This window comes from Pseudomonas sp. Irchel s3b5 (genome assembly GCF_900187435.1).
In the GTDB taxonomy this organism is placed as follows: Bacteria; Pseudomonadota; Gammaproteobacteria; order Pseudomonadales; family Pseudomonadaceae; genus Aquipseudomonas.
In genome coordinates this window covers 90776-117623 of sequence record NZ_FYDY01000010.1, presented here as the reverse complement: position 1 = coordinate 117623, position 26848 = coordinate 90776, and the positions used below count along the sequence as shown (strand labels likewise).

19 protein-coding genes are annotated in these 26848 nt (G+C 59.1%); 11 read left to right on the top strand and 8 right to left on the bottom strand.

What is annotated here, in order from left to right:
• Positions 1-45: 45 nt before the first annotated feature.
• The 4 genes from CKW15_RS13820 to CKW15_RS13805 form a co-directional block, all read right to left on the bottom strand.
• A complete protein-coding gene (locus CKW15_RS13820) occupies positions 46-1467 on the bottom strand; it encodes an efflux transporter outer membrane subunit (protein ID WP_095056141.1) in 1422 nt (473 codons plus the stop codon).
• On the bottom strand, positions 1464-4643 hold the full coding sequence (locus CKW15_RS13815; protein WP_095152230.1) for an efflux RND transporter permease subunit: 3180 nt from the start codon (positions 4641-4643) through the stop codon (positions 1464-1466). Before CKW15_RS13815 ends, CKW15_RS13820 begins: the two co-directional genes overlap by 4 nt.
• Positions 4644-4655: 12 nt before the next feature.
• A complete protein-coding gene (gene mexE, locus CKW15_RS13810) occupies positions 4656-5909 on the bottom strand; it encodes a multidrug efflux RND transporter periplasmic adaptor subunit MexE (RefSeq protein ID WP_095056143.1) in 1254 nt (417 codons plus the stop codon).
• Positions 5910-6145: 236 nt separating this feature from the next.
• On the bottom strand, positions 6146-7063 hold the full coding sequence (locus CKW15_RS13805) for a LysR family transcriptional regulator (RefSeq protein ID WP_095056144.1): 918 nt from the start codon (positions 7061-7063) through the stop codon (positions 6146-6148).
• 269 nt (positions 7064-7332) lie between these two features.
• Between CKW15_RS13805 and CKW15_RS13800 the strand changes: the two genes are divergently transcribed.
• The 4 genes from CKW15_RS13800 to pgm all read left to right on the top strand — a co-directional run bounded on the left by CKW15_RS13800 (position 7333) and on the right by pgm (position 13590).
• Entirely contained in the window at positions 7333-8355 is a 1023-nt protein-coding gene (locus CKW15_RS13800; RefSeq protein WP_095056145.1) for a zinc-dependent alcohol dehydrogenase family protein, read from the top strand.
• Positions 8356-8924: 569 nt separating this feature from the next.
• Positions 8925-10391, top strand: a complete 1467-nt coding sequence (locus tag CKW15_RS13795) for a hypothetical protein (RefSeq protein WP_256583202.1) — start codon at positions 8925-8927, stop codon at positions 10389-10391.
• Between the two features lie 40 nt (positions 10392-10431).
• On the top strand, positions 10432-11832 hold the full coding sequence (locus CKW15_RS13790; protein ID WP_095152229.1) for a PLP-dependent aminotransferase family protein: 1401 nt from the start codon (positions 10432-10434) through the stop codon (positions 11830-11832).
• Positions 11833-11943: 111 nt separating this feature from the next.
• On the top strand, positions 11944-13590 hold the full coding sequence (gene pgm / locus CKW15_RS13785) for a phosphoglucomutase (alpha-D-glucose-1,6-bisphosphate-dependent) (protein ID WP_095152228.1): 1647 nt from the start codon (positions 11944-11946) through the stop codon (positions 13588-13590).
• 223 nt (positions 13591-13813) lie between these two features.
• Here the strand turns inward: pgm and CKW15_RS13780 are convergent, their stop codons facing one another.
• The gene (locus tag CKW15_RS13780; RefSeq protein ID WP_095056148.1) at positions 13814-14509 is read right to left on the bottom strand and encodes a pirin family protein; all 696 of its coding nucleotides are present in this window, start codon (positions 14507-14509) and stop codon (positions 13814-13816) included.
• A gap of 278 nt (positions 14510-14787) precedes the next feature.
• On the opposite strand from CKW15_RS13780, the gene CKW15_RS13775 reads away from it, so the two are divergent.
• Positions 14788-17262 (top strand): UvrD-helicase domain-containing protein, encoded by a 2475-nt coding sequence (locus tag CKW15_RS13775; RefSeq protein ID WP_095152227.1) that lies wholly within the window; start codon positions 14788-14790, stop codon positions 17260-17262.
• Positions 17263-17379: 117 nt separating this feature from the next.
• Here CKW15_RS13775 and CKW15_RS13770 read toward each other — a convergent pair whose 3' ends face one another.
• Positions 17380-17652, bottom strand: a complete 273-nt coding sequence (locus CKW15_RS13770) for a DUF1652 domain-containing protein (protein ID WP_034148820.1) — start codon at positions 17650-17652, stop codon at positions 17380-17382.
• A 262-nt stretch (positions 17653-17914) separates the two neighbouring features.
• On the opposite strand from CKW15_RS13770, the gene CKW15_RS13765 reads away from it, so the two are divergent.
• From CKW15_RS13765 to CKW15_RS13750, 4 genes are all read left to right on the top strand, one after another.
• Positions 17915-18730, top strand: a complete 816-nt coding sequence (locus tag CKW15_RS13765) for an AraC family transcriptional regulator (protein WP_095056150.1) — start codon at positions 17915-17917, stop codon at positions 18728-18730.
• Between the two features lie 51 nt (positions 18731-18781).
• Positions 18782-20188, top strand: coding sequence for an FAD-binding oxidoreductase (locus CKW15_RS13760; RefSeq protein ID WP_095152226.1), 1407 nt, complete (start codon positions 18782-18784; stop codon positions 20186-20188).
• Positions 20189-20215: 27 nt separating this feature from the next.
• The gene (locus CKW15_RS13755) at positions 20216-20557 is read left to right on the top strand and encodes a cupin domain-containing protein (RefSeq protein WP_095152225.1); all 342 of its coding nucleotides are present in this window, start codon (positions 20216-20218) and stop codon (positions 20555-20557) included.
• A gap of 61 nt (positions 20558-20618) precedes the next feature.
• Positions 20619-21704: a polyamine ABC transporter substrate-binding protein gene (locus CKW15_RS13750; RefSeq protein ID WP_095152224.1), complete on the top strand. Its 1086-nt coding sequence runs from the start codon at positions 20619-20621 to the stop codon at positions 21702-21704.
• Positions 21705-21764: 60 nt separating this feature from the next.
• Here the strand turns inward: CKW15_RS13750 and CKW15_RS13745 are convergent, their stop codons facing one another.
• Entirely contained in the window at positions 21765-22424 is a 660-nt protein-coding gene (locus CKW15_RS13745; protein WP_095152223.1) for an MliC family protein, read from the bottom strand.
• 26 nt (positions 22425-22450) lie between these two features.
• The gene (locus CKW15_RS13740; RefSeq protein ID WP_095056155.1) at positions 22451-22675 is read right to left on the bottom strand and encodes a YgdI/YgdR family lipoprotein; all 225 of its coding nucleotides are present in this window, start codon (positions 22673-22675) and stop codon (positions 22451-22453) included.
• Between the two features lie 209 nt (positions 22676-22884).
• Between CKW15_RS13740 and CKW15_RS13735 the strand changes: the two genes are divergently transcribed.
• Positions 22885-24537 (top strand): VRR-NUC domain-containing protein, encoded by a 1653-nt coding sequence (locus CKW15_RS13735; protein WP_095152222.1) that lies wholly within the window; start codon positions 22885-22887, stop codon positions 24535-24537.
• The gene (locus tag CKW15_RS13730) at positions 24534-26813 is read left to right on the top strand and encodes an ATP-dependent DNA helicase (RefSeq protein WP_095152251.1); all 2280 of its coding nucleotides are present in this window, start codon (positions 24534-24536) and stop codon (positions 26811-26813) included. Before CKW15_RS13735 ends, CKW15_RS13730 begins: the two co-directional genes overlap by 4 nt.
• The last annotated feature ends 35 nt before the right edge of the window (positions 26814-26848 follow it).

Genomic DNA, 26848 nt, shown 5'->3' with positions numbered 1-26848 from the left:
AAATTGGTTGGTTGCGGCCAACCAAAGGAGCGCTTTAAAACCGAGTTACTTGCTGGCGACCGTCTCCGGTTGCCAGCCGCCACCGAGTGCCTTGTAGATCGCCACGATGCCGCGATACAGGTCAACTTCGGCCTGGGCTTGGGTGTCTTCGGCGGCCAGGCGTTCGCGCTGGGCGTCGAGTAACACCAGGAAATCGGCGGTGCCTTCGCGATAGCGGATCTCCGCCAGATCGGCGGCCGAACGACTGGACTCGCTTTGACGAATCAACGAAATCAGCCGTTGTTGGCGTTTGCCGTAGTCGCTGAATGCGTTTTCCGATTCTTCGAGGGCCAGCAATACTTGTTGCTCGTAGGTCGCCAGGGCGCCTTCGGCATCGGCATCGGCACCGCGCAAACGGGCGCGCACACTGCCAAGGTCGAACGCTGCCCAGGTGATGCTCGGGCCAAGCGCCCAGGCGTTGGCCGCCGAGGAACCAATCTGCGAACCGCGCCCGGCGGTGAACCCAAGGAAACCGCTGAGGCTGACCCGAGGGAACAAATCAGCCTTGGCCACACCGATGCGCGCCGTGGCCGAAGCCAGTTTGCGTTCAGCGCTGAGGATGTCCGGACGGCGTTGCAGCAGTTCGCCCGGATCACCAATCGGCAGGGCCTTGGCAATCGCCGGCAGGTCTTTCGGGCTCAGGTCCACGGTGAGCTTGTCCGGACGCTCACCCAGCAGGGTAGCGATACGGTTTTTCTGCCGGACCTGTTCGGCCTGCAATTGCGGCACGCTGGCTTCAACCGAGGCCAGACGCGCATCGGCGCGTTCGACGTCGAGCTGATCACCCACCCCGGCATCACGCAGACTGATGGTGATCTTGCGTGACTCCTGCTGGTTCTGCAGGTTGGCCAATGCGATCTTTTCCCGCAGTTGTGCACCGCGCAGTTGACCGTAAGCGTCCACCAGCTCAGCAATCATGGTGACTTGCAGCTGATACAGGTCAGCCTCGATGGCCTGCTGTTCGGCGTTGGCCGATTCCAGATTGCGCTGGATGCGGCCAAACAGGTCAATCTCCCAGGCCATGTCCAACCCCAGGTCATAGCGTTCGCTATTGACCCGGTCGGTGGTCTGTCCCGGAATCTGGCCTTTGCCCAGATCGCTGCTGGCCCGGCTGGTAATGGTCGGCATAGCGTCGTTGCTGACGTCATCACGGATCGCCCGGGCCGCTTTCCAGCGAGCGAAAGCGACGCGCAAATCACGGTTGCCCTTGAGCGATTCGAGCACCAACTGGTCAAGGGTCGGGTCCTCGAACTGCTGCCACCAGATGCCTTCGAAACGCGAGCGGTCGAAGTTTTTCTGGCCGGCGGCGCCATCGGTGGCGGTGGTGATATTGGCCGGTTCCGTGGCTGGTGTCTTGTAGTCCGGGCCGACGGCACAGGCGCTCAGCGCCAGTACCAGCAGGCTCGGCAGGAAGGCTTTCAGACTCATTGTTGCGACTCCAGTTTCAGCGCCCGGGCGGCCTTGCGCGCTTGACCGCGCTCGACAAAGTTACGGATCAATACGTAGAACACCGGCGTCAGCAACAGACCGAAGAAGGTCACCCCGAGCATCCCGGAGAACACCGCCACACCCATGGCATGACGCATTTCCGCACCGGCACCGCTGGAGAACACCAGAGGCACCACACCCATGATGAACGCGAAGGAGGTCATCAGGATCGGCCGCAGACGCAGGCGGCACGCTTCGAGTACCGCCGCCAGCGGGCTCATGCCTTCCTCTTGTTTGTCCTTGGCAAACTCGACGATCAGGATCGCGTTCTTACAGGCAAGCCCCACCAGAACGATCAGGCCGATCTGGGTGAAGATGTTGTTGTCGCCACCGGAAGCGATCACACCGGTGATGGCCGACAGCAGGGTCATCGGTACGATCAGGATCACCGCCAGTGGCAGGCTCCAGCTTTCGTACTGGGCTGCCAGTACCAGGAACGCCAGCAGTACGCAGAGCGGGAACACGAACAGTGCGGTGTTGCCGGACAGAATCTGCTGGTAGGTCAGGTCGGTCCATTCGTAGGTCATGCCGTTCGGCAGTTCTTCCTTGAGCAGTTTCTCGATGGCTTTTTCGGCCTGGCCGGAGCTGTAGCCGGGTGCGGCCGCGCCGTTGATTTCAGCGGTGATGAAGCCGTTGTAGTGCATCACGCGGTCCGGCCCCGAGGTGTCGCTGACCTTGATGAAGGTCGCCAGCGGGATCATCTCGCCTTTGTTGTTACGCACTTTCAACTGGCCGATCTGGTCGGACTCGAGGCGGAACTGTTGCTCGGCCTGAACGTTGACCTGATAGGTGCGACCGAAGCGGTTGAAGTCGTTGGCATACAGCGAACCCAGGTAGATCTGCAGGGTGTCGAAGATGTCGCTGACGGCCACGCCGTGGGTCTTGGCTTTTTCTCGGTCGATGGCGGCATCGACCTGCGGCACGTTCACGGTGTAACTGGTGAACAGCCCAGCCAGTTCCGGCACGTTGTGGCTTTTGTTGATGATGTTCATGGTTTCCTTGTACAGCTCTTCGTAGCCCAGGTTGCCCCGGTCTTCGATTTGCAGGCGGAAACCACCGATGGTGCCCAGGCCTTGTACCGGCGGCGGCGGGAAGATCGCCATGTACGCTTCCTGGATGTCCGCGTATTGGCCGTTCAAGGCACCGGCAATCGCACCGGCGGACATGCTCGGGTCTTTACGTTCGTCGAATGGTTTGAGGGTCACGAACACGATGCCGGCGTTCGGGCTGTTGGTGAAACCGTTGATCGACAGGCCCGGGAAGGCCACGGCACTTTCCACGCCGGGTTGCTTCAGCGCCATCTCGGACATGCGCTTGATCACGTCTTCGGTGCGGTCCAGGCTCGAGGCATCCGGCAATTGCGCGAAGGCCACCAGGTATTGCTTGTCCTGGCCGGGTACGAAACCGGTCGGGGTACTGGAGAAACCGAAGAACGTCAGCACCATCAGGCCGGCGTACAGCAGCAGGGCGATACCGCTGGAGCGGATCACGCGGGCAACGGTGCCGACGTAACCATGGCTGGCCTTTTCAAAGAAGCGGTTGAACGGTCGGAACAACCAGCCACCGAAAATCTTGTCCAGCACTTTGGAGAAACGGTCTTTCGGTGCGTCATGGCCCTTGAGCAATACCGCAGCCAGTGCCGGCGACAGGGTCAGCGAGTTGAAGGCCGAGATCACCGTCGAAATCGCAATGGTCAAGGCGAACTGCTTGTAGAACTGCCCGGTCAACCCGGAGATGAACGCCGCCGGAATAAACACCGCACACAGCACTAGCGCCGTGGCAATGATCGGGCCGGTCACTTCACGCATGGCGCGCTTGGTGGCTTCGACGGGAGTGAGTCCGAGTTCGATGTTCCGTTCGACGTTTTCCACCACCACGATCGCATCGTCCACCACGATACCAATCGCCAATACCAGGCCGAACAGCGACAAGGCGTTGAGCGAGAAGCCAAACAGGTGCATCACCGCAAACGTACCGATCAGCGACACCGGCACAGCGACCAATGGAATGATCGAGGCGCGCCAGGTTTGCAGGAACAGGATCACCACCAGCACCACGAGGATCAGCGCTTCGAAGAGGGTGTGAACCACCGCCTCGATGGAGCCGCGCACGAAGATCGTCGGGTCATAGACGATGCTGAAGTCCATGCCTTCGGGGAAGTTCTTCTTCAGCTCGGCCATTTTTGCCCGAACCTCGTTGGAGATCTCGATGGCGTTGGAACCCGGACGCTGGAAGATCGGGATCGCCACCGCCGGCTGGTTGTTCAGCAGGGAGCGCAAGGCGTACTGACTGGAACCCAGTTCAACGCGGGCGATGTCCTTGAGGCGAGTGATTTCACCGTTGTCGCCAGAGCGAATGATGATGTTCTCGAACTCTTCCTCGGACACCAGCCGGCCCTGAGTGTTGACCGACAGCTGGAACGCCGTGGCATTCGGCGCTGGCGGTGCACCCAACGCACCGGCCGCCACTTGACGGTTCTGCTCACGAATAGCAGTCACCACATCGGTCGCGGTCAGATTGCGCGAAGCGGTCTTGTTCGGATCGAGCCATACCCGCAGCGAGTAATCGCCCATGCCGAACAGCTGCACATCACCGACACCGCCCAGGCGTGCCAGCTCATCCTTGATGTTGAGCAGGGCGTAGTTGGACAGGTACAGCATGTCGTAGCGTTTGTCCGGCGAGGTCAAGTGCACAACCATGGTCAGGTCGGGCGACGCCTTGTCCACGGTGATACCGATGCGCGTCACTTCCTCGGGCAGTTTTGGCTCGGTCCGGGTCACGCGGTTCTGCACCTGCACCTGGGCGTTGTCCAGGTCAGTGCCCAGCGCGAAGGTGATGGTCAGGGTGATCTTGCCGTCAGCGGTGGACTGCGAGGACATGTACAGCATGTTCTCGACGCCGGTGATGGCTTGCTCCAGCGGCGCGGCCACGGTTTCGCCGATGACTTTCGGGTTGGCACCCGGGAAGTTGGCGCGGACCACAACGGTGGGTGGCACGACTTCCGGGTATTCGCTGATCGGCAACTGGAACAGCGAGATCGCCCCGGCGATCAGGATCAGCAGCGACAGCACTGCCGCGAAGATCGGCCGCGAAATGAAGAACTGGGAAAAATTCATCGTAGAGAGCCCTTAGTCGCGTGGAGTCGTGGCAGCCAGCTTCACAGCCGTCCCCGGCGCAACCTTGGCAGGTGCGACTTGGGGCAGGTTGCTGGCTTCCAGCGCCTGGCGTTGTTGTGCGAGAGCCGCCAACGTTTGTTCGTTGGCCATCGGAATCACTTCAGGCGTGACCGGCGATCCCGGACGCACCCGTTGCAGACCCTTGACGATGATCGTGTCGTCCTTGTTCAGGCCGCTGCGCACGATGCGCAAGCCTTCGATCTTCGGACCCAGCTCCACCGCGCGGTAGGCGGTCTTGTTGTCGGCATCCATCACCAGCACGAACTTTTTGCCCAGGTCAGTGCCGACCGCTTCGTCGTTGATCAATGTGGCGCTGTAGGTGCCGCTGCCGACCAGCTTCAAGCGTGCGTACAGGCCCGGGGTGTAGCTGCCGTCGCTGTTGTCGAACACGGCGCGACCGCGGATGGTCCCGGTTTTCGGGTTGACCTGGTTGTCGATGAAATTCATGACACCCTGGTGCGGGTTGCCGTCTTCGTTGGACAGGCCCATGTAAACCGGGGTGGTGGCGCCGCGTTTGCCCTGGCGAGCGAGCTGCGTGTACTTGAGGAACACGCGTTCGTCGGCGTCGAAGTAGGCATAGACCTTGTCGGTGGAAACGACGCTGGTCAGCGGCGTGGTGTCGGCGGTTACCAGGTTGCCGGCGGTGATTTCCGCACGGCTGACGCGGCCGCTGATGGGGGCGGTCACACGGGTGAAACTCAGGTTCAGCTTGGCCAGGTCCAGTTGCGCTTGAAGCGCGCCGACGGCGGCGCGGGCTTCTTGTGCGGCACTGGTCCGCGAATCGGCCAGTTCGGCAGAAATCGCGTTGCTGGTGCGCAGACGCTCGCCGCGCTGGGCTTCGTTTTCGCTGCGAGTGGCATTGGCACGCGACTGGGCGACCAGTGCTTCGAGGCGGCGGACCTCAGCCTGGAATGGGCGGGGGTCAATCTGGAACAGCAGGTCACCTTTCTTGACCAGGGCGCCTTCAGTGAACGCCACTTCATCGATCTGGCCGGAAACCCGTGGACGGATCTCGACGGTTTCCGGGGCTTCGAGGCGTCCGGTGAATTCATCCCACTCGTTGACCGGTTGTTCCAGCACCTTGGCCACGCTGACCTTGGCGGCCGGCATCGTGGCGGCACTTTCCGGCGCCTTGCCGCAGGCGCTCATCACCAGTACGGCCAACAAGGCCAACGGGAAGCGCAAATGTTTGAGTGACTGTTCCATGGATGCATCCGCCAATGTGTTGAGATTGGCGAATGATGCGCGGCGGGGTGGTATGTCACGAATCGAATGGGGCGAAGGTAACTATCATTCGGAATGATATAAGACTCGACCAAGCCCTCTAGCCTGCGGTTTGCATTCGATTGTCATCAACGGGATTGATGACAATTGTGTGTTGCATTGGATGCAATAGTTGCTTGGGGCCGTGTTGCGGCCATTAGTTCGGAGAACAATCCGGATCAGGCCAGGCTGTCCGGATCCCCGAAGAACATCTGAATCCGCGAGCGCAACCAGCGCTCAGCCGGATCGTTATCCTGCGACCCGCGCCAGGCCATGTGCAGTTCGAAACTGGGCACCGGCAACGGCGGATCTTCCGCCCGCACGCCGCCTGCGGCGGTCAGCGCATCGGCGGTGTAGTCCGGCACCGTGGCGACAATGTCGGTTCCGGCGAGCAAGGTGCTCAGCCCGTTGAACTGCGGCACGGCGAGCACGACATGGCGTTTGCGCCCAAGCTTTTCCAGTTCTTCATCTATAAAGCCACTGAGGTCGCCGGCGAACGACACAAGGGCATGGGGGCGGGCGCAGTAATCATCCAGGCTCAACGGTCCCGGCACGGTGTCGGCGCGCAATAGCTTCGGCTTGCTGCGGCGCAGCACCTTGCGCTTGGCATTGGCCGGCAGGTCGGTGGTGTAGCTGACACCGATGGAGATCTCCCCGGAAGCCAACAACCCCGGCATGAGGATGTAGTTCACGCGACGCACGACCAGCACGATCCCCGGTGACTCGGCGCGCAGGCGCTTGAGCAGCATCGGTAACAAGGCGAACTCGACGTCGTCCGAAAGGCCGATGCGGAACACGGCGGTACTTGTGGCAGGATCGAACTCGGCCGCACGGCTGACCGCTGTGGAAATCGAATCCAGCGCCGGGGAGAGCAGGGCGAAGATTTCGATCGCCCGAGCAGACGGCTCCATGCTGCGGCCGGTGCGCACGAACAATGGATCATCGAACAGCCCGCGCAGGCGCGAAAGCGCCGCACTGATGGCAGGCTGGCCGAGGAAAAGTTTTTCCGCCGCGCGGGTCACGCTGCGTTCGTGCATCAATGTTTCGAAAACGATCAACAGGTTCAGGTCGACACGACGCAGGTCATTACGATTCATCTGGAGTCCTGGCAGAGTCAGCAAACTTGACGTGGGCGGCCATATGAGAACAATGGCCCGCAGGAATCTTACGGGGAAAGGCTGGTACTCTGCACCGAGAAATTCAGATTTCCTACAAAGGCTGCGTCGGATTCATACTGTATCTAGTGATGTTTCCGAGACGACGGAATCAATGACAGGCATGTCGACTATTAATAGCCACAGATAGTCTTGGGTTAAAAGCCCGGCTAGAGTTCAAGGCATTAGAGGTTCATTTGGCGAGGTTTGCGATGTCCCGCACGATCCGTTTTCACAAGTTTGGTCCAGCCGAGGTGCTCAAATGCGAAGAGCATGCGGCCGCTCAGCCTGCACCAGGCGAAGTGCAGGTGCGCGTCGAGGCGATTGGCATCAGCTGGTATGACACACTCTGGCGCCAGAACCTGGCACCTTCCCATGCTCGCCTGCCTTCTGGCATTGGCCAGGAAATGGCCGGTATCGTCACGGCCCTGGGTGAGGGCGTTGAAGACCTGGCTATCGGCGACAAAGTCGCCAGTTTTCCGGCCGAAAGCCCGAACGACTACCCGGTCTACGGCGAGCAGATTGTTCTGCCGCGCACAGCCTTGACCCGTTACCCGGACGTACTCAGCCCGATTGAAGCGAGCGTGCATTACACGCCGCTGTTGATCGCCTATTTCGCGTATGCCGACCTGGCACGGGTCAAGCCGGGGCAGTTTGTCCTGGTGACCGACGCCAGCCACTGCGCCGGCCCTTCCTTCGTACAACTGGGCAAAGCCCTGGGTGTGCGAGTGATTGCCGCGACCAAAACGGCGGAAGAACGTGAATACCTGCTGTCGCTCGGTGCCGATAAAGTCATCGTCACCGAGGAAGAAGATCTGCTGATACGCATCAACAAAATCACCGACAACCGCGGCGTGGACGTGGTGTTCGATGGTTTGGGCGGTCCGCAAATGTCGTTGCTGGGTGACGTGCTCGCACCGCGTGGCAGCCTGGTGCTCTACGGGTTGCAGGGCGGCAACCAGACGCCATTCCCGGCATGCGCAGCGTTCCAGAAGAACATTCAGTTCTTCGTGCACTGCATCGGCAACTTCACCGGGAAGCCGGAACTGGGCATTACCCAGGACCAGGTCGCACTGCAGCGCGCCTTGCGCGACATCAACCAGTTGACGGCTGATCGCGTGCTGTTGCCGCTCAAGACCCGGGTCTTCCCGTTTGCCGAGTTTGTCGAAGCACACCGCTACATGGACGAGTGTCCGTGTCGTGAACGGGTTGCCCTTCAGGTCGAACCGGCGTAACGATCACTTCTGTCGTACATCCTCAAAGAGTCCGTGTCCCCACGGACTCTTTTGCGTTCAGCCCCACCTAAATACCCATTGCCCTGATGGCGGAGCCTTGGGCCAGTTCGGCAACTGAACTGGTTTTTGCTCTTGATCTGTAGCTTCTAATCAGCCACTCAGCCCTGATAATTGAATGATTACTTTCATCTCAAGGAATGAGTCATGTCTGTGTGTCAGGCTGATACTTGTCAATGCCCATTGCATCTTTCAAAAAGCGCAAGTTGTTGCGTAGTTATAGAAGGCGCGACGATAACTTCTTTCTTTATTTCTTGTATTAAACGTCTGTGGGACGTTGTCGGACATTTCCTAGGATCGATAATTGGTTTGGTAAAATTCATAAAAATCAATGGAATAGATGGTTGCGGTCGGTGCTTTCGTGTGGCCGCTCCACTAATTTGTTGAAAGCAACCTCATTCCATTCCAGTGTTAGTATTTGACAGTAAATTCCATCACTACCGCCGTGCAGTCCGCTCGTTGCGCTTGACTGTTGGTGCGATATAGAACTTACAAGTATCAGGTAAATTTAAATGACCAGCATTCATGATCAAGCGATGAACTATGTCTATCAACAAGTGCTGCAGCGATTGCTCGGATTTTTTTCGCGGGCCGAACGTACGGCCTTGCAGTTGTTGATCCAGCGTCTGGTGGTAGCGGCGGGGGGGATGGCCCACATCGGCGATTTCAAGGTGCTGTTGATTCAGACCGGCACCCGCGACAACTGCTACACCCTGGCGCTGCTGCGGGCTGCCCAATTGACGATTGCAACCCGGTCACCTGCGACGTTTCAGTTGCGCATCGCCTCATTGCGAATGAATGGGGCCAGCGTGGTGGCTTTGGAAAACATGCATCGCACCAACAGTGCTTTGTTCATCTATGACGATCCGCGGGTCGAGGTGTTGATGGTGGATGACCGTGAGGTTCTACTCTTTGATCATCAGGCGCCCGTGTCCAGCGCCGGCCGCGAATCGAATCGGACTCAAATGCTGTTGATCGGCCATTGCCCTATCCGCAATGAGCTGCTGAATCCATGGGACAGCGGGTACCTGGCCACTGGCGAATTCTATGGGCAAATCGCGCGTTGGGACGGTGGCGTCGATGCGTTGCTCAGCAGCGAATCGCCGCGTCAGCAAAAACAGTTTACCGACGGTTTGTTGCGCGCTGCCGCAAAGGCGGGGTTATGGTCGTCGAACATCGGTGAATCCGCTTACAGCGGGTTGTTCGCATTGCTCGATGAACTGGGCAGCGACTGTTATCGCGAGTTCTATGGTGATCAAGGCCACGCACAATGGCGTCCGGCAGATCGCTTTGAAACCTGCCGTCGCGCGACCTGCATTGATATTCACGACATGTTGGTCAGCCCCCCGGAAGAGCGCTGGCCGTTGCTGAACGAGTTTCTTGGATACCAGCCTGACGAACCGGGTGCGCAAACCGGCGACAACGAATACGTGAGCCTGCCGATCTCGGCGCACCTGCGGGGGCTGCAAGCCTGTTGCCTGCAAGGGCGCAGTTACGAGGCGGGAGTCGCCGAATACCTGCAACGAACCTTGATCATGATGCGTCGCAAGCAGTTGCCCGATCAGCTGTGCGAACAAGTCATCGAAACCTTTTGCAATCCGGCAACGCAGGGTGAGTTGCGGGCACGGGCAGCGTCTGAAGCACAAAAGGCCCTCGGTCTGAGTGACGCACAGCTGGTATGTCTGCTCTTTGCGCCTTTTATCGACAACGGGGCCCGCCTTGAGCGTTTTCTTCGTCTATGCCATCCGGGCATGCTGGTGGCGCTGCCCGATCTGCACCGGGCCATGCAGGGGCAGCCCGTGGCCGAACAAATCATGCAGTGGATGATTGATGTCAGCGGACTGCCGGTGAGGCTGATTGGCCGGCTTTATCAAATGGCGTCGGTGTCCGAAACGCCATGCATGGCACCTGAAATTGCAGTCGCCAGCGCGGATGCAGCCGGTCTTGCTGTGGCGGATGAATGGTCTACGGGGCGTTGACCGTGCGCGGTTTGCGGGGCTGTGCAATTGGACTTGGTCCATGAAAGGTCTACGAGAAACGGACTTCGCCTATCAGGCGGTGTACCGATATCTCACCACGCTGATCAATGAGTCTATTGGTCATGGGCATTTGCGCCTGCCCTCCTTGAGACACCTCGCGGATCGTCTCAATGTGTCGATTTCGACTATCCAGTACGCGTACTCATTGCTGGAAAAAGAAGGGCGGGTCTATTCGGTGGCCAAGTCTGGCTACTTCGCGGTGCCAGTGTCCTCGACCGATCTGATTCAGAGCGGCAACGACTTGCTCGAAACCGTGTACGTCAACGCCCGGCGCCCGGGAATGTTTGTCCTGAGTGCCGATGAGCCAGCGTTATTGCAGCCGCTCGACAGTCCTTTGTTACTGATGGAGCGGGAGTTGCTGCGTCAGTATCCGCGCCAGCCGTTGCCAACGTCGCAACCGTTTGGTGAGCTGGAACTGCGCACAGCCCTGGCGGCTCGCTACACCTCTTCGCCGGTTCGCTGCTGGCATGCCGAAGAGGTTTTTATCGGCGCCGATCTACGGGGTGTGCTGGAAATACTGATCATCGTACTGGGCTTGAACGACGCGACAGTGGTGGTTGAATCGCCGTGCGACTGGGCGATATTGCGTTTGCTCCAGGCCGCTTGCGTGCGGGTGATCGAGTTGCCAGTGCTGGCGAACGGTTGCCTGGATTTCGATCGGCTCAAGGCGTTGCTGGAAACCGAATCGGTGCGGCTGGTTATGGTTTCCTCGGCCTTGAACATGCCGCGAGGCAGTCTGGCGCCTGATGACAATCGCCGGGCCATCGCGCAGCTGTTGGGCCAACACCACAGCTGGGTGCTGGAGAACGACTGTTATGGGGAGCTTTGCTTCGAGGTAGGGCGGCTGCGATTCCGCGATCTGCTGGATCCCGAGCGGCTGATGGTGTTTTCCACGTTCGAGAAAATCATCGGTCCGGAAGCGCACTATGGCTATCTGCTGTCGAAGCACTTCAGCGCCGACCTGCAACGGCATTTTCTGTTGCGTTCGTTCCGCCTGTCACCCATTCGGCAGAAGGCCATTGCACGGTTGTACGGCAATGGCCGCATCGATCAGCACCTGCACGTGCTGCGACGGCTGCTCAAAGAACGCAAGGGTCAGATGACCCAACTGTTGCAGGAACGGCTGGGTGATGCCTTGCAGGTTGTCGAGCCTCAGGGCGGCGCGACTATATGGGTTCGCTCCCTGCGGCAGGTGAATGTGCGTCGAGTGTTCCAGCGTTTGTTGGCGCACGAGGTGGTCATTGCCCCGGGTGAATTGTTCAGCCTTCAGGGCTTGCACGCACAGCATCTGCGCTTGAGTCATACCCTGGGCAGTGAGCACGACCTCGCTCTGGCCCTGGGTTTTCTGGGGGATGCGCTGCGTCTGGAGGCCATCGACTGAGGAGGGCGCAATGACATCTTCTAACGTCCTGGATCGATCCCGTCGCGTTACGGTCAAACTGCCAGTAAACTCCGTCCCAATTCCTGAACCACTCGATCCCAGAGGTTTTGCATGACACTCAGTCCTTTTGCGGGCAAACCGGCACCGGCAGAATTGTTGGTCGACATCCCGCGACTGGTAACGGCCTATTACACCGGCCAACCTGATGCCGCCATTTCGACCCAGCGTGTTGCCTTTGGCACGTCCGGGCACCGAGGCAGCTCGTTCGACCTGAGTTTCAACGAATGGCACGTTCTGGCCATCAGCCAGGCAATTTGCCTGTACCGCGAGGCTCAAGGCATTGATGGCCCGCTGTTCGTCGGTATCGACACCCATGCGCTGTCTACTCCCGCCGGGGCCAGTGCCCTTGAAGTCCTGGCGGCCAACGGCGTGACCGTGATGATTGCCGAAGGTGACGAGTACACGCCGACGCCGGCAGTCTCCCACGCGATCCTTTGCTACAACCGTGGACGCACCACCGGCCTGGCCGATGGCGTTGTCATCACGCCGTCCCACAACCCGCCGCAAAGCGGTGGCTACAAGTACAACCCAACCAACGGTGGCCCGGCCGATACCCACATCACCAAGTGGATCGAAGCCAAGGCCAACGAACTGCTGGCCAACAAGCTGGCCGGTGTCAAACGCATCAGCTACGAACAGGCACTGAAGGCGAGCACGACGCATCGCCACGACTACGTGAACACCTATGTGGCCGATCTGATCAATGTGATCGACTTCGATGCCATCCGTGGCGCCAAGCTGCGTCTGGGTGTCGATCCGCTGGGTGGCGCAGGGGTTCGCTACTGGTCGGCGATTGCCGAACACTACCGCCTGGACCTGGATGTCGTGAACAAGGAAGTCGATGCGACGTTCCGCTTCATGACCGTCGACTGGGATGGCCAGATCCGCATGGACCCATCGTCCAGCCATGCCATGCAAGGTTTGATCGGCCTCAAATCACGCTTCGACGTGGCATTTGCCTGCGATCCGGATCACGATCGCCACGGCATCGTCACCCCGTCCGGTGGCTTGCTGGCACCGAACAACTACCTCGCTGTGTGCATCGATTACCTGTTCCAGAATCGCCCGCAATGGCGTGCTGACGCTGCCGTGGGTAAAACCGTAGTCAGCAGCGGCTTGATCGATCGTGTGGCCAAGCGCCTGGGGCGTCGCCTGTACGAAGTGCCGGTTGGCTTCAAGTGGTTTGCCGATGGTCTGTTTGACGGTTCTCTGGGTTTTGGCGGTGAAGAAAGCGCCGGCGCGTCGTTCCTGCGCAAGGACGGCAGTGTCTGGTGCACCGACAAGGACGGGTTGATCCCGGCATTGCTGGCCGCTGAAATGACGGCTCGCACTGGTCGCGATCCAAGTCAGGCCTACCGGGCCTTGACCGATGAACTGGGCGAACCGTTCTCGGTACGGGTCGATGCCAAGGCCAATCCTGAGCAGAAAGCCCTGTTGAGCAAGTTGTCTCCGCAACAGGTGACCTCGACCGAGCTGGCCGGCGAAACGATCCAGAGCATCCTCAGCCATGCGCCAGGTAACGACCAGGCGATTGGCGGGCTTAAGGTCATGACCGAAAACGGCTGGTTCGCGGCGCGTCCTTCGGGCACGGAGGACATCTACAAGATCTACGCCGAAAGCTTTGTCAGCGATGATCACCTCAAGCAGTTGGTGGCTGAAGCGCAGACGCTTGTGGATAGCGCCATTTCCGCGAAGTAAGCACGGGCGCTGTGGAGACGCAGCACTGTGGCGAGGGGGCTTGCCCCCGTTCGACTGCGAAGCAGTAGTAAATCCAGGCGATGCGGTGCTTCAGGGAAACCGCGTTTCGGTTTCAGGGTCGCTTCGCAACCCAGCGGGGGCAAGCCCCTCGCCACAAGGGTTTGCGCGGTATCGAAAAAAAGGGGCAACCATCACGGTTGCCCCTTTTTTCGCATTTACCGAATCACGCCAGGTCCACCAGAACGATCTCGCTGTCCTCGAAGGCCGTAACGCGCAGAACCTGTTCATCGGCAATCGCAACACCGTCTCGAGCTTGAGCACGCAAGCCATTGACTTCAATCACGCCCGTCGCCGGCACCAGATAGGCGCGACGGCCAGTGTCCAGCCGGTACTCGGCCGACTCGCCAGCCTTCAGGTTCGCCGCCACCAGGCGCGCATCGGCACGAATCCGCAGGCTCTGATCGTCACCTTCCTTGCCACTGGCCAATGTCACAAAACCTTCGCGCTCGCCTTTCGGGAACGGCTTGGCACCCCAGGACGGCGCCAGGCCGGATTCGTTGGGGATGATCCAGATCTGAAAGATCCGCGTCTCGGTTGCTTCCAGGTTGTACTCGCTGTGGGCGATCCCGGTGCCGGCGCTCATGACCTGAACATCACCCGCTTCGGTGCGTCCCTTGTTGCCCAAGTTGTCCTGGTGGGTGATGGCGCCTTCACGGACATAGGTAATGATTTCCATGTCCCGGTGCGGGTGCTGCGGGAAGCCAGTGCCCGGGGCAATCACGTCGTCGTTCCATACCCGCAGGTTGCCCCAGTTCATGCGCTTTGGATCGTAGTACTCGGCGAACGAAAAATGGTGGTGGGCATCCAACCAGCCATGGTGAGCACCGCCGAGCGAATTGAAAGGTCTGAGTTCAAGCATGATCGTCTCCTGAAAGGTCCGTCATGGGGCAAAGCGCCTGAGCCACGAAGCAAGACCGGTGGTTGATGACGGCCATCATCCATCAGGCAAACATCGATAAAAAGCGTAAAAAATGCAGCATTCTTATCTAATATATTGATATTAAACGGGCTCGAAAAACTCTCACACAGCTTTCACTTCATCGCATAAGCCAATGAGTCATAAGCATTTCACTAGAACTCATCGGCAAATGCAGACACCATAGCGCTCAACAGCCTCACACCCTGGAGTCAGTCCGCGTGCCGCAACACACCCCCGATCTTCCTCCCGAGCTTCGCCCCTTGGCCGAGATGCCGCTGATCAAGCGCCTGCTGGCCCGGTTCTTCGGCTACAGCCTCACGCGCTTGCATGCACAGCACCGGGCGTCGTGGTTGCACGGTCAGGCCGACGGGTTTCGCAGTGGCCACAGCGCCGGTGTGGATTACGGCTACAAGGAAGGCAAGCTCGAAGGTCTGGAGGAAGGCCGGCAAGTCTTGCTGATCCGCGATTCGCGCTGCACCGAGCACCGTCCACCGAACGTCGATGACTTGTTGTTTGACGATTGGCGCCTGCCGTTGAGCGCCGAGTTGAAGAAACGCATGAAAGCAGACGTCGCCCGATGGCTGCCGCCGCATGCCCAGCCCAGCGCCGCACAGTGGAAAATGATCTTCAGCGATACGCCATCCACTTCGGTCATTGCCGGAGCCGGGGCAGGTAAATCGACCACGCTGGTGCTGCGTATTTTGCTGCTGACTCAATACCTGGGGTTCGAGCTGAGTTCGATGACGGTCGTGACGTTCACCCGTGAGTCGCGCAAGGATTTCATCAATAAATTGATCGAACTGTTTGCGCTTTGGGGGCGGGCGATCAGCTTCAAGGAAGCGCGTGATCTGGTGCGCACCTTCCACTCGCGGATTTTGCCGATGGTGCGCAGCTTGCCGGGTTTCGAACGGTTGCAAGCCTTCGAGAACCTCAGCTTTCGAACGCAAAACGGCGATGAAGAGGTCGACAGCAACCCGTTCGACTTGCGCATCAATGACGCGCAGCGCCAGCAACTCAATGCCTGCTATCACCAGCTGCACAGTCGGGATGAGCATTTCCGCGAGCTGATCAAGCCGTTGTCGCGCCATGCCTTGCAGCTCAAAGAGCTGGAGCGCGATCACCCGGATGTGCAAAAGCGGATTGGCGTGACCGAATTGGCCGCCAAGCGTGATGAAGAACTGTGCGATGTTGTCGAGGATCTGTGGTTGCGTGCAGGTGCGTGGCCGATCAAAGGGATCGAGCCCAACCGTCAGTCGTTCGAGATCAATGGCGCGAAATTTCATTGTCATGGCTACATCCCGTCGCTGGATGCCTGGGTGGTATTGGGCTTCGATCCTCGGGAAAATCCCCAGGTGACGCGGCCAAACGCCAAGCTGACAGTGCGCGCGGAGTGGGCTGTAAAGCGCACCCTGTTTCAAGCTTTCTGTCGTAAACCACTGATTTGGCTAGATAGTTACGAGTCATCAAAGCGCGTTTTAGCTTCACTGGCCGGTGATGCCAGTGCGGGGCCGGGCTTCGATTACAAGGTCAAGGGCGAACTCGGTTCCACACCCTTGCTGGATTGTTTCGTCACCGCCGCCGGGTTTATCGAAAACCTCGGCCTGGACGTACCTGCTGCTGTGGGGCAGATGAGCTTTGCCAAGGACGACCCAGACCGGTTTTTCTTCGAGGCCTTGAGCATTTACTGGCGGGCCCTGGAAGATCATTTGCTTGACCAGAAACCGCCGGTCATGACCTACAACCGCATGTTCGCGTTGTTCAGCGAGCACTCCCCGGAAAACCTCAAGCTTTTGAGCGATGACCTGCTTCGGCCGTTATCGCACCTGATGATCGACGAGTTTCAGGACGTATCGCCGCAAATCGTTTCCTGGATCAGGGCCAGTCTTGCGGAAATTCGCAGTCGAGGGCCAGCCATGCACGTCGGTCGCGGTGCCCAGCGTTCATCCTTGCTGTGCGTGGGGGACGATTGGCAATCCATCTACGGTTGGCGCGGCAGTTCGCCGACGTACTTCATGGAGTTCAACAAGGAGTTCCCGTCGCCGAGTACCACCAAGGTCATGCTCAGCGACAACTATCGCAGTCACCAGCACATCATTGATGCGGCCGAGCACATCGTGCGTGCGGCGCCCGCAATTGCCGGCAAAAAGGCCAAAGCCAGTGGGGAGCCGAAGGCGTTGCTGCCGGTGAACGTGCTTGATCGGGATGATCAAGGCATGGCCCAGCGTCTGATGGAACACTACAGGAAGGGCGATTCAATCCTGATGCTTTATCGAAAAAGTAGTTATAAGTCATTGATTGAAGAGCATATTAAATCTGTAGTTAATGTGGATTCTAGCTTGCCGTATGAGTCGCGACGGTTGAAACAGCTGACCTACCATAGCGCCAAAGGCCTTCAGGCCGACGCTGTGTTTCTGCTCGGCGATTGCCAGCACCTGACCAGTTCACCCTACAAGAATCAGGTGTATCGCATGGCGGGCCTGGGCAAGGCTGGCGACAGTGAGCCTTACGACAGCGCTCAAAAAGACGAGATCCTGCGATTGGCCTACGTAGGCATTACCCGGGCAGTCAGCCATTGCTATTGGTATGTCGATTCACAGGACAACCAGGCGGCGAACATGCCCAAGGCGTCTGACCGGATAGGTAAGGGCAAGGCTTTCTTTGCCGACCATCGGCTGGGCAACGTGTCGGGGTGAATCGAAAAGATCGCAGCCTTCGGCAGCGCCTACCTGGTAGGCACGCCGCAGGCTACGATCCTTGCACTGGACAATAAAAAACCCACATGAGTGGGTTTTTTATTGAGAAGTCAGCCTTCAGGCATAGCTCCTGAGGGCCACCGGTGGAATGAACGCTTCAAGCTCATCCTCCACCGCTTCGATTATTCGCTCTACATCCGCAGCATTCATGACCGTCGCGCAAGGAATGCCGGCTATGGCGATCATGGTCTCGCCAGTGGCACGGTCAAACAGACGGGCAATCATGCTGCCCGGCGCATCCATGCTCGCCTCGAAACCCATGGGATGAAAATGCCAGCGCATCAGCTGGCAGGCGTTTGGAAACGTGACCTTACTGAACCCTTTATTCATGTGTTGCCCACCTTCTTCATCGAGCGCTTCCTTTAGCTCATGCCAGGGGGGAAGAACCTTCATTGGTTCAACCAGTGACAGTCTTTAAAAGTAGCACCGCAGTGTGAAAGAAATGTGGAATCTTCAAACCGTTTAGCGATTGCTGCGACTTTTTTGATGCAGGTCACGTTATGCCGACAGTTGAACGGACATGAGCCCCGGTTTAGTCATTGATGCCTCGGCAGAACTTGGGCAAGCTCGACGTTTTTTCGTCGAGACCGTTATGCACGCCGATGATGATGGCCCGCTGCAAACCCAGGCGACAGGCGAGACGGTCATGCGCTATCACCTGCGCTGGAAGCACCGGGATCTGGATGGCGTCATGGCGCTTTATCATCCTGACGTCCAGTACAACGACTTTTTCCAGAATCGCGTCATGGGCCTGGGCGAGTTGCGCGAATACGTGCGCAGCAGCATGCCGCGCGACCCGGACGAAGCGCTGGAACACTCCGATCGCATTCGCCTGGATGGCAACACCGCGTTCATTCAATACCGCATTACCCTGCGCGGCGGCGAGGGGCTGGTGTCGTTCCGTGCCAGCGAGGCGATTACCGTCAAGGACGGGCTGATCTGGCGCGTCAATGAGTACGCCTCGCTGGTGCGTGAGCAACCGGTCAGCAAGACCGCCGGCAATCAGCGCCCGGCCGTCAGCCGGCTCGGCCTGTCGCCGCGTCAATTGAGCTTTATGGCGGACGACCTGCAACAGTATTTCCAGCGCCAGCAACCCTATCTTGATCCGGAGCTCGACCTGCAGCGGGTGGCGAAGGAGTGCGGGTACAGCCGTAATCAGATTTCCTATCTGCTGAATCAAGTGCTGGGCCAGAGCTTCTACCGTTACGTCAACCAGGCCCGTTTGCAGCATTTGCTCGCGGCGCTGGATGCCGCCACGCCGCCGCTGCGTATCGACGATCTGGCCTTCGCTGCCGGTTTCAATTCGCTGTCCGCGTTCTACAGTTGCTTCCGCCAGCACACCGGCCAGTCACCGAAGGCCTACGTCAAACAAATTTCTTTGCGTGCACGCGCGCAAGACAGCGACTGAAGCCACGCACTAGGATCAACGCCATCGAAGTTTTGAGTGGCGGAGTCTTGCATGTCGGCGTGGCGCACTATCAGTTTGTGGATGGACCAGCTCGACGAGCCCCTGTTGGCGCGCCCATCGCTGGAACAGGATCTGGATGTCGACGTCGCGATCATCGGCGCGGGTTACACCGGACTTTGGACGGCTTACTACCTCAAGCGCCAGGCCCCCGGCCTGAGCATTGCCATCGTTGAAGCGCAAACCGCCGGGTTTGGCGCGTCCGGTCGCAACGGCGGCTGGCTGATGGGTAACCTGCTGGGTGAGGATCGCCTGCTTGCCGGTTTGTCGCCGGAGGATCGCCGGGCTTCCTACGATTTGCTGCACAGCATTCCCGATGAAGTGGAAATTGTCATCGAGCGTGAAGGCATCGACTGCGATTATCGCAAAGGCGGGGCGCTGTATTGCGCTGCCCGCTATCCCGAGCAGGAAGCCAGCCTGCGCACCTATCTGGACGACCTCTACCGCCAAGGCCTCAACGAAAGCGATTACCGCTGGCTCAGCCCCGAGCAACTGGCGCAACAGATTCGCGTAGCCAAACCCTATGGCGGCATCTACGCGCCACACGTGGCGACCATTCACCCCGCCAAACTGGTGCGCGGGCTGGCCCGCACCGTTGAGCGCATGGGCGTCAAAATCTACGAAAACAGCCCGGTCAGCCATTGGCAGTCGGGCAGCCTGCGCACGGCGAAAGCCTCGGTGCGCAGCCGCTGGACAGTGCCGGCAGTGGAAGGTTACTCCGTCACCTTGCCGCCGCTGGGGCGCTATCAGTTGCCGGTGCAAAGCCTGATTGTCGCGACTGAGCCGCTGTCGGCCGCCACCTGGGACGAAATCGGTCTGAGTCGTGGCCAGGCGTTCAGCGAAGCCAGCCGCCAAGTGACCTACGGCCAGCGCACGGCGGACAACCGACTGATTTTCGGCGCCAGGGGCGGCTACCAATTCGCGGGTCAGTTGCGTCACGATTTTGACCTGAGTACCGACGAAAAGGAGCTGCGTCGCTATCTGTTCGGTGAGTTGTTCCCGCAATTGAAAAACGTGCAGATCACCCATGCCTGGGGCGGCAATCTGGGCATGTCTCGCCGGTTCCAGCCACACATGCTCTGTGATCGGGCCAATGGCATCGCGCTGTCCGGCGGTTATGGCGGGGAGGGTGTCGGGGCCAGCCACCTCGGTGGACGCACCTTGGCCGACCTGATTCTTGAACAGGACAGTGAACGGGTCCGTCAGCCATGGGTTATCCCCGAGGGCGGTCTCGACTCACTCAGGACCTGGGAGCCAGAGCCCGTCCGCTGGCTCGGCTACAACGCGATCATCCGCAGCTTTGTCCATGAAGACCAGACGCTGGCCAATCCGGCCACCGCACCCTGGCGGCGCAAGCTGGCCAGCGGGGTCGCGGGTTTCATGGAAGGTTTCATGCACTAACGGCTTTTATTCTCGACAGGTATTCCCATGAGCATTACGCAATTCAAGAACACCGCCACCCTGAAGCTGGAAGAGTCGAACCCCGTCGCCGTGCCGCTGGGGACACCCGTGGCCGTGGCATCGACCACCAGCGTCGAGCGCGACGACGGCGTTGAAACCGGCGTCTGGGAATGCACCCCGGGACGTTGGCGGCGGCAGATCGTTGCCCAGGAGTTCTGCCACTTCATCCAGGGTCGCTGCACCTTCACCCCCGATGGCGGCGAACCGCTGCACATCGAAGCCGGCGATGCACTGATGATGCCTGCCAATAGCCTCGGTATCTGGGATATCCAGGAAACCGTGCGCAAAACCTACGTGCTGATTTTTTAAAAAGCCTGGTTTTTGATCCTTTGATTGCCTGCCAATAACAACAACCCTCAGGAATCGACTCATGATCCGAAAGACACTCGCCCTGGCCCCATTGATGCTGGTCGCCTCCATCAGCCAGGCGGCCGAAAACGTCAAAATCTACAACTGGTCGGACTACATCGCGCCGGACACCACGAAAAACTTCCAGAAAGAAACGGGCATCGCCTTCACCTACGACGTCTACGACAGCAACGAAACCCTCGATGGCAAGTTGATGACTGGCAAATCCGGTTACGACGTGGTGTTCCCGTCCAACCACTTCATGGCCCGGCAGATTGAAGGCGGGGCGCTGAAGAAACTCGACAAGAGCCAATTGCCGAACTGGAAAAACCTTAATCCTGTGTTGCTCAAGGCCTTGCAGACCAACGATCCGGGCAACGAACACGGCTTCCCGTACCTGTGGGGCAGCACCGGCATCGGCTACAACATTGCCAAAGTCAAAGCGGTGCTGGGCGACAACGCGCCGGTGGATTCGTGGGACCTGATCTTCAAACCCGAGTACATGGAGAAGTTGCAGAAGTGTGGCGTAGCGATCCTGGACAACGGCCCGGAACTGCTGCCCGCCGCACTGAACTACCTCGGGTTGCCGCCTCACAGCAGAAATCCGGACGACTACAAAAAGGCTGAAGCCCTGCTGATGAAAGTGCGGCCGTATGTCAGTTACTTCCACTCGTCCAAGTACACCAGTGACCTGGCCAATGGTGATATCTGCGTGGCGGTCGGTTTCTCCGGCGACATCCTGCAAGCGGAAAACCGTGCCAAGGAAGCCAGGAGCGGCATCGACATCGGCTACGCGATTCCCAAGGAAGGCGCCGCCATCTGGTTCGACATGGTCGCCATGCCGGTCGACGCGCCGGACGAGAAGGCCGGCTACGCATTCATGAACTACCTGCTGCGCCCGGACGTCATGGCCGGTGTCAGCAACTACGTGCACTACGCCAATGGCAACGAACAGTCGGACAGCCTGATCGACCCGGCGATCAAGAACGACACCAAGGTGTATCCGAGTCCGGAAATGATGGGCAAGTTGTTTGCGCTTGAGGCGATGCCGCTGAATATTGACCGGGTTCGGACGCGGGTGTGGAACAAGATTCGCACCGGTAGCTGAAACTGTTGATCAGGCAGCCGGGACAGGACGTCCCGCTGCCATTGCTGTGGAATTCGACAATCAACTCGTGGGTTCAGCCGCACAACTCATCTGCCCCGAACCGGGGACCTGGAACAGTACGTCGCTACCGTTCTGCCAAAACCTGTAACTGCCCCTGACATCTTTACCCGCGTACTGGCCTCCCGGATTGCCGGGGGCCTGGGTAAGGGCGACCGAGTTGTTCGCCCATGCCAGGAACACCACGCCCGGCTCGACGGTAAAGAAGGTCGCTGCAACGAGCGCGTTCAAGCCTGCGCAACGGAAGGCCAGCGGGCCGTCGGTCTGCCGGCTTGGATCCTTGGTCCTCGCAATGGCCGAGCCCTGGCGCAGTTGATGGGCGCGCTCGGCATAACTGCGGATCGTACACGTCTTTATGTCTGCCTGGGTGCCGCACTGGTTTCGGGTGGCAATCCAGAACCGTTGGTCGATTTCGACCTTGTCCGGGGGCGGAACAGAGCGTTGGTCCGTGAGCGCCAGCTGATACAACCGCGACAGTTCCAGATCCATCTGTGCCAGTCGAGCGTCCTGGCAGACAAGCTTCTCGACCGGCAAACGGGCTGTCGCGCAGTCGAAGCTGGTCTTGAAGGTGGGGGCACGCTTCGCGGCAACCGCACTTAGGCTCACCGAAGCGCATGCAGCGGCGGCGAGGAGGGAGACCAGCAATGGTGTGACCTTTAACATGTCGGTTTTACTCGCGGCCCATAAAATCAGTCTTCCTGACGAATCGTAGCCACTTCATCGGACCTGACCTTTACCGTCGCTCCAGAAATATCCTCGAACTCGTAGAAGCCGTCTTTGGTCTTGGTTTTCGGCATGTCCTTGGTCAAATACTGGGTGCCGTTCTGCAGGGTTACGACGGTTGGCGTCGAGCAACCGGCCAACGCCAGAATAGCGGCTATTGCCAAGGGTAGACCCAGAGTCTTGATGTTCATGTTCATCTCTCCTGCGTAAAGGAAACAGCGCGGCCAGTCCGATCCGCTGCAGCGCTATCGCGATTGGTGTCGTGGATCGGATGAAAGTTCTCCCATCCTGAAAATATAGCGGACTGTGCTGCCATTGATCCTTTTCCGTTTGCACCGGACTGAGTGAAACTGGTATCTGTATGCATAACCAGTACTCGATAGCCTTGGCCCGATGACCCGTGACTGCAAACCCTCTTGACGATCCGTTCTATTACCTCAACAACTTCATGCAAGTGCTTGATTGGCTTGAGCTTCGCTACGCCGATGTGCTGAGCGTCGAGGAGCAGTCCTTCATTGGCGATTTCAAACGCTTGCCCCGTGAATCGAAGGCACTCCTGGTCAGGATGGTGATGCGCAAAGGCATTCACTTCAGGGCGAGCAAACTGCATTACGACGAAATCGGTGATATCGACACCGCAGCCGGACCACTGCTTGAACTGGGGTGGGTCGATGAACACATGCCGTTGTCGATCGATACGCTGTTCGAGGTGCTGCTCAAGGCGGAAATCCTCCAGTGTTTCAGCGCTGCCATCGACCAGCCCAAGGGCAAAAAAACCGATTGGCTGCCTGCATTGCGCGAACAGTTCCCGCAAACGCAAAGCTTCAACGACTGGTGCCCGTCTCTGGAGGAGCGCTTGTTCAGCCTGACCATCATGGGCCTGTGCGATCGACTGCGCTTGATGTTTTTCGGCAATCTTTATCAGGACTGGTCGGAGTTCGTACTGGCCGACCTCGGTGTCTACACCTACGAAAAAGTCGAGTTCTGCGCAGATTCACGGGGCTTGCGCAGCCGTGACGATGTGGATGCCTGCCTGCTGCTGCACGACTATCAGCAACAGTTCGAGGCCGCAGAGGCGCTGGACGAAGTGGTTGAACGGATTTCGGCTTTGGTGTTGGACAACCCCTGGTTGCAACGACGACGTGGCAAGCTGCTGTTCCAGATGGCCCAACACTGTGAACGCATTGCGGATTTCTCCACGGCCCTGAACCTGTACCGCCAATGTAGCTATCCCGGCGCACGCGCTCGGTTGATTCGGGTGCTGGAACGCTGCGGTGAGTTCCAGTTGGCCCTGGAGCTGGCGACGCGGGCCGAACAGGCGCCGGAAAGTGCCGCCGAACAACAGCAATTGCTCCGCATGCTGCCCAGGTTACGTCGCAAGCTCGGCGGGCCGCCGATAAAACGCGCGTCGCCTCGGTCCATGCAGCGGCTGGATCTGCAATTGCCCAGAGGCGAACCGGCGTTGTCGGTGGAGTTTCATGTTCAGGCGCATTTGTCGGAAGAAACGGCGCCGGTGCATTACGTCGAAAACAGCCTGATCAATTCGCTGTTCGGGCTGCTGTGCTGGCCGGCGATTTTTGCGCCGTTGCCGGGGGCCTTTTTCAACCCGTTCCAGCGCGGGCCCGTGGATCTGCTGAACGAAGACTTCCCTGGCCGTCGGGCAGCGTTGTTTCAGGCGTGCCTCGATGAACTCGACGACGGGCGTTACCGCCAGACCATTCGCGAACGCTATGCCAGCAAATGGGGCGTGCAGTCGCCGTTCGTGTTCTGGAGCGTGCTCAGCGAAGAACTGCTCGAACAGGCCCTGGACTGCTTGCCTGCCGAGCACCTCAAACACTGGTTCAACCGCCTGTTGCTGGACATCAAGGCCAACCGTGCCGGCATGCCGGACCTGATCCAGTTCTGGCCGCAGGAAAAGACCTACCGCATGATCGAGGTCAAGGGGCCGGGGGATCGACTTCAGGACAACCAGGTTCGCTGGCTCGAATTCTGCCATGAACACCAGATGCCAATAGCCGTCTGCTATGTGCAATGGGCGGAGCCGGACACTTGAGCTACAGCATTGCGGTACGGGCGCTGTGTGAGTTCACCGCCAAGGTCGGCGACCTCGATCTGCGTTTCACGCCGTCACCGACAGCGCTGGAAGGCATTGTCGGGCATCGCACGGTGGCGTCTCGTCGCAGTGATAGCTATCAAAGCGAAGTGGCCCTTGAAGGATGCTTTCAGACGTTGACCGTCAAGGGCAGGGCGGACGGCTATGACCCGGCGCAAAACTGCCTGGAAGAGGTCAAGACCTACCGTGGCGACTTGAGCAAACAACCCGCCAACCACCGGGAGTTGCACTGGGCCCAGGTGAAAATCTACGGTTGGCTGATGTGCCGAAAACTCGATCTGGCACACATCAATCTGGCGCTGGTGTATTTCGATATCGTCAGCGAGAAGGAAACCTGTCTGGCCGAAGCGTTTGGCGCCGATGAGCTGCAAGCGTTTTTCGAGGCGCATTGCGCGCGGTTCCTGCATTGGGCCGAGCAGGAGATGGCCCATCGCGAAGGGCGCAATCGGGCGGCGCAACAGTTGACCTTTCCCCATGCCGACTTTCGACCGGGGCAGCGTCACCTCGCCGAGTCGGTGTACAAGGCCGTCAGCACCGGCCGCTGCCTGATGGCCCAGGCCCCAACAGGAATCGGCAAAACCCTTGGCACGTTATTTCCCATGCTCAAGGCTATGGCGCCGCAGGAACTGGACAAGGTGTTTTTTCTCACGGCGAAAACCCCGGGGCGAAAATTGGCACTGGATGCCGCCCAGGTGATTCTTGAAGGCGTCGACGCGCCACCCTTGCGGGTTTTGGAAATGATCGCCCGGGACAAGGCCTGTGAACACCCGGACAAGGCCTGTCATGGCGAATCCTGTCCGCTGGCTCGCGGCTTCTATGATCGTCTGCCGGCGGCGCGTCAGGCCGCCAGCCAGTTGAGCCTGTTGAACCAGGGGGCCTTGCGCGAAGTCGCCCTGGCGCACGATGTCTGCCCGTATTATCTGAGTCAGGAAATGGCGCGATGGGCGGACGTGGTGGTTGCCGACTACAACTACTACTTCGATTTCAGCGCTTTGCTGTTCGGATTGGCGCAGGCCAATAACTGGAAAGTCGCGGTGCTGGTCGACGAGGCTCACAACCTGGTGGAGCGTGGTCGCCAGATGTACAGCGCCAGCCTTGATCAAGCGGCACTCAATGACGTGCGAAAAACGGCACCCGAAGCACTGAAAAAGCCTTTGCAAAGGGTCAATCGTGAGTGGAATGCGCTGCATAACCTGCAAACCGGCATCTATCAGGCCTATGACAAGGCCCCGGAAAAACTGCTTCAGGCGTTGTCTTCGTGCAGCGCCAGCATTGGCGACTATCTGAACGATCACCCCCTGGGACTCGATAGCGCGCTGCAGAGCTTTTATTTCGACATCCTGCAATTTGGCCGGGTGGCCGAGTTGTTCGATGAACAGTTTCTGTTCGATATCAGCAAGCGCGATCTCGACCGCAAACGCCCGCTCTCGCAGTTGTGTTTACGCAACGTGGTGCCTGCGGGGTTTATCCGTCCCCGCCTGAGCGCTGCCCGCAGTACCGTGCTGTTTTCCGCGACCCTCAGCCCCCGACACTATTATGCCGATTTGCTGGGTACCCCGGCAGACACGGTGTGCATCGACGTTGAATCACCGTTTCACGCCGACCAACTGCAAGTACACATCGTCAGCCAGATCTCCACGCGGTTCGTTCACCGCCAGTCATCCCTTGAACCGATAGTGGCGCTGATCGCCAGGCAGTTCACCGAACGTCCCGGCAATTACCTGGCGTTTTTCAGCAGCTTCGATTATTTGCAGCAGGTGGCGCAGTTGCTGGGCGAGAGCCATCCGCATATCAAGTTATGGTCGCAGTCCCGAGGCATGGCGGAAGAGCAACGCCAGCAGTTTCTCGACCAGTTCAGCGCCGACGGTCAAGGCGTCGGTTTCGCGGTGCTCGGCGGGGCGTTCGGTGAAGGTATTGATTTGCCCGGTGCGAGGCTGATCGGTGCGTTCATTGCCACCTTGGGGCTGGCACAACTCAACCCGGTGAATGAACAGTTGAAACATCGTATGGCGGCGATCTTTGGTGCCGGTTACGACTACACCTACCTGTTTCCCGGTGTGCAGAAAGTGGTTCAGGCGGCGGGGCGGGTGATTCGCACCCAGCAGGATCAAGGGGTGGTGATGTTGATTGATGACCGCTTTGGCGAGGGCAAGGTCAGGCAGTTGTTGCCCCGTTGGTGGTCGATTTCTACTTCGCCTCTTTACCCTGCGATGTGAGCGATCCCATGGCCTGTCTACACTCCGATTGACCG

Bases quoted from the DNA above. Each gene is read 5' to 3' on its own strand.
- CKW15_RS13820 (WP_095056141.1), bottom strand. From the start codon at position 1,467: ATGAGTCTGAAAGCCTTCCTGCCGAGCCTGCTGGTACTGGCGCTGAGC.
- CKW15_RS13815 (WP_095152230.1), bottom strand. From the start codon at position 4,643: ATGAATTTTTCCCAGTTCTTCATTTCGCGGCCGATCTTCGCGGCAGTG.
- mexE (WP_095056143.1), bottom strand. From the start codon at position 5,909: ATGGAACAGTCACTCAAACATTTGCGCTTCCCGTTGGCCTTGTTGGCC.
- CKW15_RS13805 (WP_095056144.1), bottom strand. From the start codon at position 7,063: ATGAATCGTAATGACCTGCGTCGTGTCGACCTGAACCTGTTGATCGTT.
- CKW15_RS13800 (WP_095056145.1), top strand. From the start codon at position 7,333: ATGTCCCGCACGATCCGTTTTCACAAGTTTGGTCCAGCCGAGGTGCTC.
- CKW15_RS13795 (WP_256583202.1), top strand. From the start codon at position 8,925: ATGACCAGCATTCATGATCAAGCGATGAACTATGTCTATCAACAAGTG.
- CKW15_RS13790 (WP_095152229.1), top strand. From the start codon at position 10,432: ATGAAAGGTCTACGAGAAACGGACTTCGCCTATCAGGCGGTGTACCGA.
- pgm (WP_095152228.1), top strand. From the start codon at position 11,944: ATGACACTCAGTCCTTTTGCGGGCAAACCGGCACCGGCAGAATTGTTG.
- CKW15_RS13780 (WP_095056148.1), bottom strand. From the start codon at position 14,509: ATGCTTGAACTCAGACCTTTCAATTCGCTCGGCGGTGCTCACCATGGC.
- CKW15_RS13770 (WP_034148820.1), bottom strand. From the start codon at position 17,652: ATGAATAAAGGGTTCAGTAAGGTCACGTTTCCAAACGCCTGCCAGCTG.
- CKW15_RS13765 (WP_095056150.1), top strand. From the start codon at position 17,915: ATGCACGCCGATGATGATGGCCCGCTGCAAACCCAGGCGACAGGCGAG.
- CKW15_RS13760 (WP_095152226.1), top strand. From the start codon at position 18,782: ATGTCGGCGTGGCGCACTATCAGTTTGTGGATGGACCAGCTCGACGAG.
- CKW15_RS13755 (WP_095152225.1), top strand. From the start codon at position 20,216: ATGAGCATTACGCAATTCAAGAACACCGCCACCCTGAAGCTGGAAGAG.
- CKW15_RS13750 (WP_095152224.1), top strand. From the start codon at position 20,619: ATGATCCGAAAGACACTCGCCCTGGCCCCATTGATGCTGGTCGCCTCC.
- CKW15_RS13745 (WP_095152223.1), bottom strand. From the start codon at position 22,424: ATGTTAAAGGTCACACCATTGCTGGTCTCCCTCCTCGCCGCCGCTGCA.
- CKW15_RS13740 (WP_095056155.1), bottom strand. From the start codon at position 22,675: ATGAACATCAAGACTCTGGGTCTACCCTTGGCAATAGCCGCTATTCTG.